The following is a 16439-nucleotide window of genomic DNA, read 5'->3' on the forward strand; positions in this document are numbered from 1 at the left end:
TCATGGAGACCTATATTTTATCAATTGACCAAGGCACAACAAGTTCAAGAGCGATTCTTTTTAATAAAGAAGGAAAAATCGTGCATTCCGCTCAAAAGGAATTCACACAGCACTTCCCTCAGCCGGGCTGGGTGGAGCATAATGCGAACGAAATCTGGGGATCGGTGCTCGCCGTTATCGCGACTGTGATCTCAGAGTCCGGAATCAGCGCGGAGCAAATTTCCGGCATCGGCATCACGAACCAAAGGGAAACGACGGTCGTATGGGATAAAGATACCGGAAAGCCGGTATACAATGCGATTGTGTGGCAATCGAGACAAACATCCGGCATTTGCGAAGAGCTTCGTGAAAAAGGATATAATGATACATTCAGAGAAAAAACGGGACTTCTGATCGACCCGTATTTCTCAGGAACGAAAGTCAAATGGATTCTTGACAATGTAGAAGGCGCGCGGGAAAAAGCGGAAAACGGAAATCTGCTTTTCGGAACGATTGATTCATGGCTCATCTGGAAAATGTCCGGAGGCGCGGCGCACGTAACGGATTATTCCAACGCTTCAAGAACGCTGATGTTTAATATCCATGAATTAAAATGGGATGACGAGCTGCTTGACATTTTAGGCGTGCCGAAATCAATGCTGCCGGAAGTGAAACCGTCTTCTCATGTGTACGCGAAAACGGTTGATTATCATTTCTTCGGCAAAAATATTCCGATTGCGGGTGCGGCCGGAGACCAGCAGTCAGCGCTGTTCGGTCAGGCGTGCTTTGAAGAAGGCATGGGGAAAAACACATACGGCACAGGCTGCTTTATGCTCATGAATACCGGAGAAAAAGCCATTACTTCAGAGCACGGCCTTCTGACGACGATCGCCTGGGGATTAGACGGAAAAGTCGAGTATGCGCTGGAAGGAAGCATCTTTGTCGCAGGTTCTGCCATCCAATGGCTGAGAGACGGCATGCGGATGTTCCATGATTCGAAAGAAAGCGAGACATACGCAGAGCGTGTGGATTCCGCTGACGGTGTTTATGTCGTGCCCGCTTTCGTCGGATTGGGCACACCGTACTGGGACAGTGACGTGCGCGGCTCAGTTTTCGGCCTGACACGCGGAACGACGAAGGAGCATTTTATCCGGGCCACGCTTGAATCTCTCGCTTATCAGGCGAAAGATGTACTTGATGCCATGGAAGCTGATTCAGGCATCTCTTTAAAAACTTTGCGTGTAGACGGCGGAGCGGTTAAAAATAATTTCCTTATGCAGTTCCAAAGCGACTTGCTTGATGTGCCGGTCGAACGTCCGGAAATTAATGAAACGACGGCGCTCGGTGCCGCGTATTTGGCCGGAATCGCTGTCGGCTACTGGAAAGACAGCACTGAAATCGCCGATCAGTGGAATCTGGATAAGCAATTCAAACCGGAAATGGAAGATGAAAAACGCGATGAATTGTACGGCGGATGGAAAAAAGCAGTAAATGCAGCTATGGCTTTTAAATAAGATAAAATTATGATATACTGAAAACAAGTTAATAGGAACGGTCCTGAGATGAGGAGAGACCACAGCACCAAAGTGATAACATGCGCTTTGGCTGTTGTGGTCTCTTTTTCTATACCGTGACAACAAGGAGGAAACGTAATGATGAATCACCAATTTTCGAGTTTGGAACGGGATCATATGCTGGAAGACATGACTAAAAAAACATACGATCTGTTTATCATAGGCGGAGGCATTACGGGTGCCGGTACGGCGCTTGACGCTGCTTCAAGGGGAATGAAAGTCGCTTTGAGCGAAATGCAGGATTTCGCGGCCGGCACATCAAGCCGATCCACAAAGCTTGTCCACGGCGGTTTGCGTTATCTGAAGCAATTCGAAGTCAAAATGGTGGCTGAAGTCGGTAAAGAACGTGCCATTGTATACGAAAACGGCCCGCACGTCACGACGCCGGAATGGATGCTGCTTCCGTTCCATAAAGGAGGCACATTCGGTTCATTCTCTACTTCCATCGGTCTGCGTGTATATGACTATTTAGCAGGGGTAAAAAAATCAGAGCGCAGAAGCATGCTGTCTGCAAAAGAAACGCTGCAAAAAGAACCGCTCGTCAAAAAAGACGGCTTAAAAGGCGGAGGCTACTATGTAGAGTACCGGACGGACGACGCGAGACTGACGATTGAAGTCATGAAAGAAGCCGTTAAATTCGGCGCGGAGCCTGTCAACTATTCTAAAGTGAAAGAGCTGCTTTATGAAAAAGGAAAAGTCGTCGGCGTTTTAATTGAAGATCTGCTGTCAGGCAAGGAATACAAAGTGTACGCCAAAAAAATCGTCAATGCGACAGGTCCTTGGGTCGACGAGCTGAGAGAAAAAGACCACAGTAAAAGCGGAAAACATCTCCAGCATACAAAAGGGGTTCATCTCGTATTCGACCAATCCGTATTCCCGCTTAAACAGGCTGTGTACTTTGACACGCCGGACGGACGTATGGTGTTCGCCATTCCGCGTGAAGGAAAAACATACGTGGGCACGACAGACACGGTTTATAAACAAAAGCTTGAGCATCCGCGCATGACGGTGCAGGATCGTGATTATGTCGTCAGCTCCATCAATTATATGTTCCCGGAACTGAATATTACGGCGGACGATATTGAATCAAGCTGGGCCGGCCTCAGACCGCTCATTCACGAAGAAGGAAAAGACCCGTCTGAGATCTCCCGTAAAGATGAAATCTGGACATCTCAATCTGGCTTGATCACAATCGCCGGAGGAAAACTGACGGGCTACCGTAAAATGGCTGAGCACATTGTCGATCTTGTCCGCGACCGCTTAAAAGAAGAGGGCGGCCAGGACTTCGGCGGCTGTAAGACGAAGACGATGCCGATTTCCGGAGGACATGTCGGCGGCTCTAAAAACTTCGAGTCATTTGTGGAAGCAAAGACAAAAGACGGATTGAAAATCGGTTTATCACAGGAAACAGCTAAACAGTTAGCCATCAGATACGGCTCTAACGTCGAAAATGTATTCAGCCGGATTGAAGGCTTGAAAGATGAAGCGGCAAAACGCCAGATTCCGGTTCACATTCTGGCGGAAGCGGCTTACAGCATTGAAGAAGAGATGGCTGCGACACCTGCTGATTTCTTCGTCCGCAGAACGGGCAGACTGTTCTTCGACATCAAATGGGTGCAGACGTATAAAACGGCTGTGATTGATTACATGAGCGACCGGTTCCAATGGGATGACGAAACGAAAGCGAAACATACCGAGTGGTTAAACACGCTGCTGCACGATGCGGTTGTTCCGCTCGAACAATAATAACCGGAGGGCTGTGCCGAAAAGGCATGAGCCCTTCTTTTTACATAAAGCACTGTGTTAAGTTATCAAGTGACACGGACAGCCGCTTCATATTAAAATATGGTCATAAGCTGAAATTATAGGAGGACGAACATGAGTTGGAGTAAGAGTTACGAACGCTGGAATCAGGCCGAACAATTAGATTCAGAATTGAAAAAATTATTGGTGGACGCAGAAGGAAACGAGCAGCTGCTGGAAGACTTTTTCTACAAAAATCTTGAGTTCGGAACAGGAGGCATGAGAGGAGAAATCGGGCCGGGCACAAACAGAATGAACATTTACACGGTCCGCAAAGCATCCGCCGGGCTTGCTGCGTATATCGCAAAACAAGGAGAAGAAGCGAAAAAAAGAGGCGTTGCGATCGCGTACGACTCCCGTCATAAATCTCCTGAGTTTGCGATGGAAGCAGCCAAAACCCTTGCTTCCCAAGGCATTCAAACATACGTATTTGATGAGCTCCGCCCGACGCCTGAGCTGTCTTTTGCGGTGAGAGAACTGAACGCTTATGCGGGTATCGTCGTGACGGCCAGCCATAACCCGCCTGAATATAACGGATATAAAGTGTACGGCGATGACGGGGCACAGCTGCCGCCGAAAGAAGCGGACATCGTCATTGCAGAAGTGAATGCGATTGAAAATGAATTAACAATTCAAGTTGAAGATGAACAGGCGCTGAAGGAAAAAGGTTTAATTAAGATCATCGGCGAAGAAATTGATACACCCTATACTGAAAAACTGACTTCCATCTCCGTCCATCCCGAGCTTTCGGAAGAAGTCGACGTGAGCGTGGTGTTCACTCCGCTGCACGGCACGGCGAATAAACCGGTACGCCGCGGCCTCGACGCGCTCGGTTACAAAAACGTCGCTGTCGTAAAGGAACAGGAGCTTCCGGATCCGGATTTTTCAACGGTCAAATCGCCAAACCCTGAAGAGCACGCGGCATTCGAATATGCCATTAAGCTGGGAGAAGAACAAAACGCCGATATTCTCGTCGCTACGGACCCGGATGCCGACCGTCTCGGCATTGCCGCAAAAAACAGTGAAGGCAAGTATACGGTGCTGACGGGGAACCAGACAGGCGCGCTTTTATTGCACTACCTGCTTTCTGAAAAGAAAAAACAAGGCGTCCTTCCTGAGAACGGCGTCGTCATGAAAACGATTGTTACGAGTGAATTGGGCCGCGCCGTCGCTTCATCATTCGGTTTAGACACGGTTGATACGCTGACGGGCTTCAAATTTATCGGTGAAAAGATCAAAGAATATGAAAAAACCGGACAATACACGTTCCAGTTCGGATATGAAGAAAGCTACGGCTACTTAATCGGCGATTTTGCGCGTGATAAAGATGCAATCCAGGCTGCGCTGTTAGCCGTCGAAGTATGCGCCTTTTATAAAAAGCAGGGCATGTCGCTTTATGACGCGCTGCTGTCCATTTTTAAAGAATACGGTTATTACCGTGAAGGCTTGAAGTCACTGACGTTAAAAGGAAAACAGGGAGCAGAGCAGATTTCCGCTATCCTGACGTCATTCCGAAACGATCCGCCGAAGCAGATGGCCGGAAAACAAATCACGCAGGCTGAAGACTATTCAACGGGAAAACGGACTGTATTTGCCGATCATCGTGAAGAAGATATTGATCTGCCGAAGTCAAATGTCCTGAAATATTTCCTTGAAGACGGCTCTTGGTTCTGCCTCCGCCCATCCGGAACGGAGCCGAAAGTCAAGTTCTATTTCGCAGTGAAGGGAACTTCTTTACAAGACAGTGAACAGCGTCTTGCCGCATTATCTGAAGCCGTCATGAAAACGGTGGATGCCATAGTGGAAAAAACGAAATAAACAAAAAACCGCCGGAAGCGATATCCGGCGGTTTTTTTACGCCTCATCCGAAAGTATGAGGTAAAATCATGCTGAAGCAAAGGCAAATACAGATTAGAATTGATATAATATGGATAATTCTGAATGGCCGGAGTGAGGGAGTTTGACGAAAACGACGGTAGAAACCTTAAAAACCTTAAAAGCGATTGCGGAAACCTTAAACCAAAGCCACGATATGAAGGAAGCGCTTGATAAAGTCCTGCGCGAGCTGCTCAGCTTGACCGGGCTGCAGACAGGGTGGATTTTTCTGATTGATCCGGACGGGTCCTATACGCTTGCCGCATCCGCTTATTTACCGCCGGCTCTCGGTCAGCGGGAAAACGCATTAATGTGCAGCGGGGACTGCTATTGTCTGACCAAATTCAGCAATGGCGGATTGACCAAGGCTGTAAACATTATGAATTGTAAACGGATTGAATTTGCGGAACAGACGACGGACTGCAGCGACACCGAAGGCATTACCCATCATGCGACCGTTCCGCTTGAAGACGGCGGCCGGAAATTCGGTTTATTAAACGTCGCTGCAGGCGAAAAGACGTTTTTCAGCGAAGAAGAACTGCATCTTCTTGAAGGGGTTGCCTTTCAAATCGGAACGGCGATCCAGCGGATGAAACTGGCCGAATTTGCACAGCAGAACGCCCTGCTGATGGAACGGAGCAGACTGGCGCAAGAGCTGCATGATTCCGTCAATCAGATGCTGTTTTCCGTCAGCTTAACGGCAAAAGCCGCTAAAAGCTTTACAGATGATGAACGGCTCCGGCAGATGATTACGTTCATCCAAGAGCTGTCGCAGGATGCGTTGACAGAAATGAGGACGCTTATTTGGCAGCTGAGACCGGAAAGTTTAACGAAAGGGCTGTATGCGTCGATCAAAAGCTATGCCGCTCTCATCGGCCTGGAAGCCGTCTGTGACATGGAAGATAAACTGAAGCTTACGGATGAACAGGAACACGCGCTTTGGCGGATCGCTCAAGAAGCCTTGAATAACTGTAAAAAGCATGCGGGAACGGACCGGGTTATCATTTCTGCCGTTAAAAAGCCGGAACATGCTGAGCTTCGCATTATCGACTATGGAGCGGGCTTCAGCGCTGATGCGCATGCGGGGCTGCCGTCACTTGGCATTGCGGGTATGAAAGCGCGCGCCGAAGCAATCGGAGGCCGGTTTGCATTGCACTCTGAGCTTGGCGCCGGTACGATTGTCTCCGTTCGGCTTCCATTTTACGGGATAGGAGGTCTGATTGATGAAAATTGTGATCGCTGATGATCATCACGTTGTCCGCAAAGGATTGCGCTTTTTCTTCGCCACTCAGGAAGATATTGAAGTTGTCGGTGAGGCGTCTACCGGTGCTGAAGCGCTTCAGCAAGCTGAACTAACGAAGCCTGACATCGTTCTAATGGATTTATCAATGCCTGATATGGATGGCATTGAAGCGGCAAAAATCGCGGCTGAACGATTTCCGGAAATCAGTATCGTCGTTTTGACGAGCTATTCCGACCCGCAGCATGTCATTCCCGCCCTTAAAGCCGGAGCCAAAGCGTATCAGCTGAAAGACGCCCAGCCCGATGATTTAGTGAAAACACTCAGGGAAGTGTATTCCGGACGGTACCGGCTTTCAGCGGATATTGTGCCTCATGTGCTGACACATATGGTTCAGGAGGATCAGGATAAGGAAAAATATTATCAGCTGACTCCCCGTGAAAAAGATGTTCTTCAAGAAATAGCCAAAGGGAAAAGCAATAAGGAAATTGCCGCAGCTCTGTTTATTTCTGAAAAAACAGTGAAGACCCATGTGTCCAATCTGCTGTCAAAGCTGAATCTTTCAGACAGGACACAAGCGGCATTGTATGCCGTAAAATACAATGTTTCCGGAAAGGCGGTAAACTAAATGAGCATATTAGTGATCAGCGGCACGCCGAGAAAAAACGGGCGGACAAGAATTGCCGCTTCGTATATCAGAGACCGGTTTCAAACCGATTTTATTGATTTAAGCAAAAGTGAACTGCCGCTTTATAACGGTGAAGAAGAACAGAACGATCTGCCCTCAGTGCAAGAGTTAAGGCGGCAAGTGAAAAAGTCGTCTGCCGTCGTCTTATTATCTCCCGAGTATCACAGCGGCATGAGCGGCGCTTTAAAAAACGCCATTGATTTTTTAAGCAGTGACTGCTGGAGATATAAACCGGTGGCTATCATTGCAGCGGCGGGCGGAGGAAAAGGCGGCATGAACGCGCTGGCGAATATGCGGACTGTGATGAGGGGCGTCTATGCAAATGTCATCCCGAAACAGCTGGTCTTAGACCCGATTCACATCGACATGGAGCGCCGGACCGTATCTGAGGATATGGCGGTCAGCCTGAAAGACATGATGGAAGAGCTGAATATGTTTACAAACACGGGAAATCCCGGCGCCTGACGCCGGGATTGTTTTATGTCAGCATGGCTAATTGATCTTCATACGCGAGCTCTGCCGCATGATCAATATACCTGAGAAGGGAATACAGCTCTTTTTCAAGCACCGCATAATCAAGTTCAAAATGATATGCATGCAGAAAATGTTCAATACGCTTTGATAACAAATCATCTTTCGTACGCACCATCAAAATTAATAAATTGTCCCATTGAGACCTGTGTGTGTAATATAAGGCTTTATCATAATCGGCATGATCCATCTTACGCTTCCCCTTTCAATGAGAAGTTCTCCGTTAGTTTATGCCGCCGAAGCCCGGATGCAACGGGGGAAAAGTTGGTGTCCGTATAAATTGGGCATAGCAATATGAGGGAGACATAAAATAAAAACGCATATCCGTCTCTTCTTTGGACACGCTAAGATTGACAAAAACGACTCAGGAGAACATAAAGATGAAATTCCTTCCATTTGCGCTCGCCCTCTTGTTTTGTGGCATTCTCATTGCCTCAATCGCTGAAAAAGGGCATACAGAACACCTCGATCCATCAGTCGGAAAATGGGAGCAGCTCGCATGGAACCAGCTGGAACGTGAATACAAGGGTGCTGCGCTTACCGATTATTCGTACATGGGCCGTACGAAAGTAAACCGCGAACAGACGAAAGACGTGTTTCGCGTAACGGTGCAAACAAAAAAAGAGACGTTTTCCTCCCGTGCTGAAGTGTATTTTCACCCCGTGACAAAACATGTGATCAGCATTAATATTTTCAGGCTGTAAAAAAAGCTGCACAGCCTTTTCGGCTGTGCAGCTTGTCTGTATCAGAAGAATCGTTTCGCTCCGAGGTAGCGCTGTTTCCAATAGGAATTGTTCATGCTGGAGATGACGACACCCGAATCGTTGGCATTAATAAACTGTCCGTTTCCGAGATAAATGCCGACGTGAGAAGGTCCGGCTTTATAAGTTGAGAAAAAGACAAAGTCACCGACCGCCGGCTGGCTGACTGATGTCATCGTATTCCAGTAGCCTGCGGCTGAAAGTCTGGATACGGAAGTGACCTTATTAAGAACGTAATAAATAAAACCGCTGCAGTCAAAGCCTCTCGGCGTTGTCCCGCCCCATACATACGGTACACCCAGCTGAGCTTTTGCGGCATCGATCATTACATTAATCTTCGCGCTAGTTGAACCTGTGCCGCCTGTGCTGCCGGACTGATTCGGTGTCGTGTTTGACTGCTGTCCTGTAATCGTCAGCTTCTGTCCGATTTGAAGCACATCTGTTTTCAGATTGTTTTTCTCGCGGATCTGCTGGGCGGTTACATTGAATTTTTGGGCGATCACCCATAAAGAATCCCCGCTTTTGACGGTATATGTAGTGGTTTTCCCTGTATCTCCGGACTGGTTCGGAGATGACGGTGAAGACGAAGAGCCGGAAGATGACGTTTTTGTCAGCTTCAGCACTTGTCCGACCCGCAGCATGTCTGACGTCAGTTTATTGATGCTTCTGATTTGCTGAACCGTCATATTGTATGCGTTTGCGATCTTCCAGAGCGAGTCTCCGCTTTTTACTGTATAAGATGATGTTTGCGTCTGGTTTTGATTTTTGTTTGAATTGTCTTTTGACGGCTTGTTTCCCGAAGGAGACGTTCCTTTTATTTTCAGAACCTGGTTTACGTAGATCGTATCCGTTTTTAAGTTGTTTAATACTTTAAGTTCCGCAATGGACATATGAACGCTGTTTGCGATCTTCCAGAGCGAATCGCCGAGTTTGACTTTATATGTCCCGGAAGATGAAGATGACTGATTTTTACTGCTGTTTGAGCTGCTGCCCGGAACGGTTTTTGTCTTGTCGGTGCTTGAGGACACTTTCCCCTTCACTTGCAGCTTCTGTCCTGCGCGGATTAAGTCGCTTGTCAGACCGTTCAGTTTTTTCAGTTCCTGTACGGACATTTTAAAGTCAGACGCGATCAGCCACAGCGAGTCTCCGCTTTTCACCGTATACACACTTGTCGTCTTGCCGCTGTTCTTTGAAGATGGCTTTTTGCTGCCGGAATCTGATTTGCCGTTAGGGATGGTGAGCGTCTGCCCGATGGAAATAACGGTGGATTTTAGATGATTGGCTGATGTAATGGCATCCACGCTTGTATTGTAGTTTTGGGCAAGCTTCCATAATGAATCTCCGCTTTTAACCTTAATCGTTTGTGCTTCTGCCGGTGTTACAGCTAACGCAGACCCGACGATCGCAGATGCAGTCAAACCGACCGCTACCTTTTTTTTCATAGTGAATCTCCCTTTTCCTGCGATGATTTTACTATCCCCATTCGTTGCAGCCGCAAGGTGAGGATAACAGTAATGATAATCTTTATATCGGCACTTGTCTGCAATCATTTATCATATTAGTAGAAATAGTTCTTTTTTCTTATGCAGGCATAAAAAAAGAAGGAATGCGGGCATTCCTTCAGCTTCTGAGCAGTCTCATAATCTCCTCTTTATTTTTGACCAGGTCCCTTAACGTATATTTGTCTAAAACAGCCAGGTAAGCTTGCAGGGCTTCATTCAGCAAATTCTTTAAGTTGCAGGCGGGAGATATGATACAGAGATTTTTTTGGGAGTCAAAGCATTCTACGATGTTGAAGTCGTCTTCTGTATTTCGAACGACTTCTCCAATGTTAATGTCTTCCGGTTTCATTCCTAATCGGATTCCGCCTCCGCGGCCCCGGATCGTTTCCACATACCCGAGCTGTCCGAGACGGTAAATGACTTTCATGAGGTGGTTTTTAGAGATGGAATATGTGTCGGCGATTTCTTTTATGTTGGAAAGTTCTTCGGAATGTCTGGAAGCCAAAAAAATCAAAACGCGTAAAGAATAATCGGTATAGTTCGTTAATTTCATAGAATGACCTCGAAAAAAGAGATTTTGCTTCTGTTACAGTTTATCATATAGGATTTCAAAATGAAAAAAAAGGAATTTGCCCATCAATCTCAAAAAAAAACGTGCGCTCCTTCTGAGCACACGTTTTTTTCGTTTAAGACATCGGCGGTTTACGGTCATCAGCCGATTGATGTTTTTCAATTTTGCGGTCCAACTTAGACAGATAACGGGAAGCAAATTCTTTTCCGCCAAGACCGAATGAAAGTCCGAAGGCAAGCGCGAAACCGCCAAGAATCAGAATAAATGCGGCATTTACGATCGTGTCGGCGACACCGAGCTGATCCAGCGCCATAAAGATTGAGAGCGTGATAATCGTATATTTCGCAAGAGGCGCCAGGAATCTGAATTCTTTTCCGCTCAGCATGCCGACAAGCAGTCTGCTGACAAGCTGTCCGGCCAAAAGCCCGATTCCGAGAATAAATACAGCGGCCAGAACATTAGGCAGGTAAGCGATAATCCCGGTCGCAATGACGACGAGAAATTCAAGATGAACCAGCTGCAGCGCTTCTGCCGTAAAGAGCAGGACGATGATGATCTGCGCAATCATGCCGACAGTTTGAGAAAGCGTAAGCTTCGGACGGTCCGCCTGTTCAAAGCCCATTTTTCCGAGAAGAGAGTCAAAACCGGCCCGGTGCAGCAGCCCTGATACAATACTGTTTACCCATTTTCCGATCCAGATGCCGGCGATAATCAGCACAATACCGATGATGATATTAGGAAGCATTGTGAAGACCGTGTTCAGCATGGCTGAGGCAGGTTCAGAAATGCCCGCAATATCAAGCCGGTCAAGCGCAGAAATGACCACCGGAATAAAAATCAGCACGTAGACAATCGTTCCGATGATTGCCGACAGGCTTGTATCCTTCAGGTAAATAGAAAGCCCCATACGTGCGGCAAGTCTTTCCGTGCCGATACTCGCCAGAAAGTTTGTGACGATATCACGGACGAGACGGGCAACAAGCCAGCCGATTAAGACAATCAGCGCCGCGGCGAATAATTTCGGTATAAAGGATAACACGCTTTGGATCATATGTGTAAACGGTCCTGATACTCCGCTGATTTGAAGAGCGGACAAGACGCCCGGCAAGAACAGGAGCAAGACGAAATAAAAAACGATTCGTGAAGCGGCCGTAACGGACTTGCTCATCTCCGCCTCTTCAGAAACCATGGTCCATTTTCTGATCCAGCCGTTTTCAGCCAGTTTCATGCCCGCTTTTTTGACGAGATAGCTGAAAAGCGAAGCAGCCGCCCATCCCAAGAGCAGAATCAAACCGGCTTTTAAAATGCTCGGCACAGCCGCCGTTATCGCCGACAGCATGCTGACAAAAGGCGAAGCCACGGTTGTCAGATGCAGAATGTTAAAGAATAGAATAAAAACGATAATTAATGCGATAAAATAAATGACTTTACTGATGACTTTTTCCGAGGAATAGCGCGCCGGCTTTTTTTCGGCGAACAGCCTGTCGTCGATTTTTGTTTTTTGCAGGCCTTTGTATACGGCTTTTTCAATGATTTTCGCAATGCCCCAGCCGATAAGCAGGACGAGCAATGCAATGATCAGATTCGGCAGTTTGCTGAGATACGTGGTAAGCATGTCTGCTGTGTTCAAGTAGAATCGCTCCTTTTTCTTTTTTTATGGGGTATGGTGTGTGTTTACCCACTTACATATAAAGCAAACGGGACGGATGTGCCGAAAGTTTTCAGACGGAAACCCGCCTGTTATTTCATCTTTTGAGAGGAGGGGTCATACATTATAAATAAGTCCAAGTAGGGGGGATTCGGTTGAACGCGGAGGAGACAAAAGGTTTACAGCGGGCAATTGAGGAAATAACCGACATTGCGAAGGGATTCGGCCTTGATTTCTACCCGATGAGATACGAAATTTGCCCGGCTGAAATTATTTATACATTCGGCGCGTACGGCATGCCGACGAGATTCAGCCACTGGAGTTTCGGTAAACAATTTCACAAGATGAAACTCCATTATGATCTCGGTTTGAGCAAAATTTATGAACTTGTCATTAATTCCAACCCTTGCTACGCTTTTTTGCTGGACAGCAATTCGCTGATCCAAAATAAATTAATTGTAGCCCATGTACTGGCCCATTGTGATTTTTTCAAACATAACTGCCGCTTTCAAAATACGAACCGGGACATGGTCGAGAGTATGGCGGCTGCGGCGGAGCGGATTAAGCATTATGAAAGAATTCACGGAATTAAAGAGGTGGAGTCCTTTTTAGATGCCATTCTGGCGATTCAGGAGCATATCGATCCGTCGCTCGTCAGGCCGAAGCTGCAATGGAGCGTTGATGACGAAGATGAGGACGAAAAGGAAACTGCGCCATCGCCTTACGATGATTTATGGGGAATGGATAAGCCGAAGCCGGTGAAAAAGAAAAAAGGGAAAAAAGCGTTTCCGCCCCGGCCGGAAAAAGACATTCTGCTGTTTATCGAGGAGCATTCCCGGGAGCTCGAACCGTGGCAGCGAGATATTTTAACCATGATGAGAGAAGAAATGCTGTATTTCTGGCCTCAGCTGGAAACAAAAATCATGAACGAAGGCTGGGCATCCTATTGGCATCAGCGGATTATCCGCGAGCTTGATTTGACTTCAGATGAAGCCATCGAATTTGCGAAGCTGAACGCAGGCGTCGTTCAGCCGTCAAAAACGGGAATCAATCCGTATTATTTAGGGCTGAAAATTTTTGAAGACATTGAAGAGCGCTACGACAACCCGACAGAAGAAATGAAAAAAACAGGGGTAAAGCCCGGTTCCGGCCGTGAAAAAATGTTTGAGGTCAGGGAAATTGAATCAGATATTTCTTTTATCCGCAATTATTTGACGAAAGATCTCGTGCTGCGAGAGGATCTGTATTTATTCCAAAAGCAGGGCAGGGACTATAAAGTGATCGACAAGGAATGGAAGGCCGTGCGCGATCAGCTCGTGAACATGCGGGTAAACGGCGGGTTTCCTTATCTGACCGTCAATGATGGGGATTATCTGAAGAATAATGAGCTTTATATTAAGCATTGGTATGAGGGAATTGAGCTTGATCTGAAATATTTGGAGAAGGTGCTGCCGTACTTGTACCAGCTGTGGGGCAGGAGCGTGCATATCGAATCAGTTCTGGAAGATAAGGAAGTGATGTTCTCGTATGACGGCAAAGGAGTGCACCGGAGATATCTGTAAAGAAAAAGGATGCAGGGAAACCCCGCATCCTTTTTTTATTTGCCGTTTTTCAGAATGTGAAAGATCTTTTTAGCCTGATCCGTGTTGTTTAATAGGCCTGTAAAAGATTCTTTTCCCGGGCCGTATGCGTAAACCGGAACTTCTTCGCCCGTATGATCGCCGGTTGTCCAGCCGCTGTTGGTTTTCGCATTAAAGAGCTTAATGATCGCTTTGTAGGCGCCCTTGTCCTTATCCTGCTTTGCCGTAGTTTCGATCTGGTTGATTTCGGATTTTGAGCATTTCAGGCCGGTATAACGCGCAAGCACGGAAGATACGGATTTGCCCGCTTTGATTTGATCAGCCATAAATGCCGGTGTTTTTTTCGCGGCAAGAATCGGTTCAACATGCCAGTTTTTATCGTTATTCGCGCCGATCGTCAATCCGCCGGTCGTATGATCAGCAGTGGCAATGACAAGCGTATGTTTGTCCTTTTTGGCAAATGCGATCGCTGCTTTATACGCTTTTTCAAAATCCTTCATTTCGCTCATTGCGCCGACGATATCATTGTCATGTCCCGCCCAGTCAATTTGGCTGCCTTCGACCATTAAGAAAAAACCTTTTTTATTCTTATTCAGTCTGTCGATCGCCGCTGTTGTCATGTCTTCTAATGAAGGCACGTCGTTTGAGCGGTCGATTGCTTTGGCGAGTCCGCCATCGGCAAACAGGCCGAGAACGTTTTTATTGCGGTCCTTTTTAAGTTCCTGTTTTGATGTCACGTAGCTGTATCCCGCTTTTTTGAAATCCTTCGTTATATTGCGGTCTTTACGGATAAAGTTTGATTTGCCGCCGCCGAGGAGTACATCCACTTTCTGCTTTCCGTTGATGCGGTCATCAAAGTAGCTGCTTGCGATTTCATCCATATTTTTTCTTGATTTGTTATGCGCGCCGAAAGCCGCAGGAGTGGCGTGGGCAATCTCTGAAGTTGCGACAAGTCCGGTGGATTTGCCTTTTTGTTTCGCTTCTTCGAGGACAGATTTTACCCGCTTTCCTTTTTTATCGACTCCGATCGCCGCGTTATACGTTTTCACGCCGGTGGCCATTGCCGTGCCGGCCGCCGCGGAATCGGTGATAGTGGAATCAGGATCATTAGGATAAGTCATCATCATGCCGGTGAGATTGGGGTCAAATGCCGTCAGTTTCATGCCGTCTGAAGGCTTTCCTTTGTTAATGACCGAACGGTAGGCGTTCATGTAAGGCGCTCCCATTCCGTCTCCGACCATGAAGATGACGTTTCTGATCTCATTTTTGTCAGGCTGTTTTTTTGCCGCAGCCTGTTCGGAGTGCTGAAATCCCGCACCCGCAATCAAACCGGCTGTCAGCACGGATACGGCTGCCGCCGGCAGAAGTTTTGACCGAACCTGTTTAAATAGACTCATTCTCAAATCGTCCTCCTTTAATCGTGGTCTGCATGTCTAATGGTAGGGAATGTTTGTAAAGAACGCCTGTCCCTCCTGTAAATTTCAGGTGAAACATTGTTAGAAATGTAAATTCTCAAGTAAGGTTATGTTTTCAAGAAAAAGTGAAAATCATTCACTATTTCAAAAAAGATGAGGGTTTTTTTAACAAGGGGTAATGTGGAAAATAAATTTCTTTATTTTCCAAAACACGAGGATCACAGGAAAAAAACATGACAAAAAGACTCTTTTTTCGTCACGTTTGAAATCAAATTGAAATATTTAATACCCTTAAAAACTTTTTTTAAAAACGAATTAGTAAGAAATTTGTCACGGGAAGTCAAGTCTATTTCTAGTGGAAATTGAACCTTATAATAGGAAACAGATAAAAACTTTAAAAAAGAGACTTATAAAATAGATAGAATTATTCAGGGAGGAAAAAATGAAAAAGCAACTTGTTACAGCAACGACGGCAGTGGTTTTAGGGACGACTTTGTTTGCGGGTGCGGCATCTGCGCAAACAATTAAGGTAAAAAAAGGCGATACATTATGGGGACTTTCAAACCGGTACGGAACGTCAATTAATTCCATTAAATCTGAGAATAAATTAAAATCGGATATCATTTACATCGGCCAGAAGCTTTCGATCAATGGTAAATCATCTTCAGGTTCAAATTCGGGCAGCAAGTCATCATCGTCTACATATAAAGTCGTAAAAGGCGACAGCCTTTGGAAAATTGCGAATAAATATAAAATGACTGTAAACCAATTGAAAAGTTTAAACGGTTTAAAAACGGACCTGATCCGCATCGGACAAGTTCTTAAAGTAAAAGGATCAACTTCCGGTTCAGCGTCTTCAGGATCTTCGTCATCAAAGAAGCCTTCATCCAGCCATAATATTGCACAGACGAGCCTGAATGTAAACAAGCTGATTTCTGATGCGCAATCTTTAATCGGCACGCCGTATGTATGGGGCGGAACAACGACTTCCGGCTTTGACTGCAGCGGATTTATCTGGTACCTGCTGAACAAACAGACGAGTGTCGGAAGAACAAGCACTGCGGGTTACTGGAGCTCAATGAAGAGCGTGTCCAGCCCGTCTAAAGGCGACTTCGTCTTCTTTACAACCTATCAGGCCGGCCCTTCACACATGGGTGTGTACATCGGAAACAACAAGTTCATCCATGCCGGTTCTGACGGCGTCGCAACAAGTGACCTGAATAACAGCTACTGGAAGCCGCGCTACCTGGGTGCGAAAAGATTCTAGCATCC

The 16439-nt window shown here is 46.6% G+C and carries 13 protein-coding genes and 1 pseudogene; 9 read left to right on the forward strand and 5 right to left on the reverse strand.

Annotated elements, in window-relative coordinates:
- The first annotated feature begins 2 nt into the window (after nucleotides 1-2).
- From glpK to AADZ70_RS00415, 6 genes are all read left to right on the forward strand, one after another.
- Nucleotides 3-1493, forward strand: a complete 1491-nt coding sequence (gene glpK / locus AADZ70_RS00390; protein ID WP_099743975.1) for a glycerol kinase GlpK — start codon at nucleotides 3-5, stop codon at nucleotides 1491-1493.
- A gap of 138 nt (nucleotides 1494-1631) precedes the next feature.
- On the forward strand, nucleotides 1632-3299 hold the full coding sequence (gene glpD / locus AADZ70_RS00395) for a glycerol-3-phosphate dehydrogenase (protein ID WP_016938407.1): 1668 nt from the start codon (nucleotides 1632-1634) through the stop codon (nucleotides 3297-3299).
- A 132-nt stretch (nucleotides 3300-3431) separates the two neighbouring features.
- Nucleotides 3432-5174: a phospho-sugar mutase gene (locus tag AADZ70_RS00400; protein ID WP_342007520.1), complete on the forward strand. Its 1743-nt coding sequence runs from the start codon at nucleotides 3432-3434 to the stop codon at nucleotides 5172-5174.
- A 142-nt stretch (nucleotides 5175-5316) separates the two neighbouring features.
- Nucleotides 5317-6474 (forward strand): GAF domain-containing sensor histidine kinase, encoded by a 1158-nt coding sequence (locus AADZ70_RS00405; RefSeq protein WP_342007521.1) that lies wholly within the window; start codon nucleotides 5317-5319, stop codon nucleotides 6472-6474.
- Nucleotides 6455-7099, forward strand: a complete 645-nt coding sequence (locus AADZ70_RS00410) for a response regulator transcription factor (RefSeq protein WP_045927070.1) — start codon at nucleotides 6455-6457, stop codon at nucleotides 7097-7099. The genes AADZ70_RS00405 and AADZ70_RS00410 overlap by 20 nt, the downstream gene beginning before the upstream one ends.
- Entirely contained in the window at nucleotides 7100-7624 is a 525-nt protein-coding gene (locus AADZ70_RS00415; RefSeq protein ID WP_045927071.1) for an NADPH-dependent FMN reductase, read from the forward strand.
- A 13-nt stretch (nucleotides 7625-7637) separates the two neighbouring features.
- On the opposite strand, the gene AADZ70_RS00420 is transcribed toward AADZ70_RS00415, so the two are convergent.
- Nucleotides 7638-7880 carry a YhdB family protein gene (locus AADZ70_RS00420; RefSeq protein ID WP_016938402.1) on the reverse strand — a complete coding sequence of 81 codons (243 nt, stop codon included), beginning with the start codon at nucleotides 7878-7880 and terminating at the stop codon, nucleotides 7638-7640.
- Between the two features lie 190 nt (nucleotides 7881-8070).
- Between AADZ70_RS00420 and AADZ70_RS00425 the strand changes: the two genes are divergently transcribed.
- The gene (locus AADZ70_RS00425) at nucleotides 8071-8394 is read left to right on the forward strand and encodes a DUF3889 domain-containing protein (protein ID WP_045927072.1); all 324 of its coding nucleotides are present in this window, start codon (nucleotides 8071-8073) and stop codon (nucleotides 8392-8394) included.
- A gap of 41 nt (nucleotides 8395-8435) precedes the next feature.
- Here the strand turns inward: AADZ70_RS00425 and AADZ70_RS00430 are convergent, their stop codons facing one another.
- The 3 genes and pseudogenes from AADZ70_RS00430 to AADZ70_RS00440 all read right to left on the reverse strand — a co-directional run bounded on the left by AADZ70_RS00430 (nucleotide 8436) and on the right by AADZ70_RS00440 (nucleotide 12297).
- On the reverse strand, nucleotides 8436-9893 hold the full coding sequence (locus AADZ70_RS00430; protein ID WP_016938400.1) for a peptidoglycan endopeptidase: 1458 nt from the start codon (nucleotides 9891-9893) through the stop codon (nucleotides 8436-8438).
- 178 nt (nucleotides 9894-10071) lie between these two features.
- A complete protein-coding gene (gene nsrR / locus AADZ70_RS00435; protein WP_016938399.1) occupies nucleotides 10072-10506 on the reverse strand; it encodes a nitric oxide-sensing transcriptional repressor NsrR in 435 nt (144 codons plus the stop codon).
- A 133-nt stretch (nucleotides 10507-10639) separates the two neighbouring features.
- A pseudogene (locus tag AADZ70_RS00440) lies at nucleotides 10640-12297 on the reverse strand (mechanosensitive ion channel).
- A 30-nt stretch (nucleotides 12298-12327) separates the two neighbouring features.
- On the opposite strand from AADZ70_RS00440, the gene AADZ70_RS00445 reads away from it, so the two are divergent.
- Nucleotides 12328-13734: a SpoVR family protein gene (locus tag AADZ70_RS00445; protein ID WP_342007522.1), complete on the forward strand. Its 1407-nt coding sequence runs from the start codon at nucleotides 12328-12330 to the stop codon at nucleotides 13732-13734.
- 35 nt (nucleotides 13735-13769) lie between these two features.
- Here the strand turns inward: AADZ70_RS00445 and AADZ70_RS00450 are convergent, their stop codons facing one another.
- A complete protein-coding gene (locus AADZ70_RS00450) occupies nucleotides 13770-15149 on the reverse strand; it encodes an alkaline phosphatase (protein ID WP_342007523.1) in 1380 nt (459 codons plus the stop codon).
- A gap of 460 nt (nucleotides 15150-15609) precedes the next feature.
- On the opposite strand from AADZ70_RS00450, the gene AADZ70_RS00455 reads away from it, so the two are divergent.
- Nucleotides 15610-16434, forward strand: a complete 825-nt coding sequence (locus AADZ70_RS00455; RefSeq protein WP_016938395.1) for a C40 family peptidase — start codon at nucleotides 15610-15612, stop codon at nucleotides 16432-16434.
- Nucleotides 16435-16439 lie beyond the last annotated feature (5 nt).

The organism is Bacillus sp. YBsi01 (assembly GCF_038406745.1).
Classification (GTDB): Bacteria; Bacillota; Bacilli; order Bacillales; family Bacillaceae; genus Bacillus; species Bacillus siamensis.

What these genes read in the sequence shown, in the direction of transcription:
- glpK (WP_099743975.1), top strand. Translation starts at nt 3, where the DNA reads ATGGAGACCTATATTTTATCAATTGACCAAGGCACAACAAGTTCAAGA.
- glpD (WP_016938407.1), top strand. Translation starts at nt 1,632, where the DNA reads ATGATGAATCACCAATTTTCGAGTTTGGAACGGGATCATATGCTGGAA.
- AADZ70_RS00400 (WP_342007520.1), top strand. Translation starts at nt 3,432, where the DNA reads ATGAGTTGGAGTAAGAGTTACGAACGCTGGAATCAGGCCGAACAATTA.
- AADZ70_RS00410 (WP_045927070.1), top strand. Translation starts at nt 6,455, where the DNA reads ATGAAAATTGTGATCGCTGATGATCATCACGTTGTCCGCAAAGGATTG.
- AADZ70_RS00415 (WP_045927071.1), top strand. Translation starts at nt 7,100, where the DNA reads ATGAGCATATTAGTGATCAGCGGCACGCCGAGAAAAAACGGGCGGACA.
- AADZ70_RS00420 (WP_016938402.1), bottom strand. Translation starts at nt 7,880, where the DNA reads ATGGATCATGCCGATTATGATAAAGCCTTATATTACACACACAGGTCT.
- AADZ70_RS00425 (WP_045927072.1), top strand. Translation starts at nt 8,071, where the DNA reads ATGAAATTCCTTCCATTTGCGCTCGCCCTCTTGTTTTGTGGCATTCTC.
- AADZ70_RS00430 (WP_016938400.1), bottom strand. Translation starts at nt 9,893, where the DNA reads ATGAAAAAAAAGGTAGCGGTCGGTTTGACTGCATCTGCGATCGTCGGG.
- nsrR (WP_016938399.1), bottom strand. Translation starts at nt 10,506, where the DNA reads ATGAAATTAACGAACTATACCGATTATTCTTTACGCGTTTTGATTTTT.
- AADZ70_RS00450 (WP_342007523.1), bottom strand. Translation starts at nt 15,149, where the DNA reads ATGAGTCTATTTAAACAGGTTCGGTCAAAACTTCTGCCGGCGGCAGCC.
- AADZ70_RS00455 (WP_016938395.1), top strand. Translation starts at nt 15,610, where the DNA reads ATGAAAAAGCAACTTGTTACAGCAACGACGGCAGTGGTTTTAGGGACG.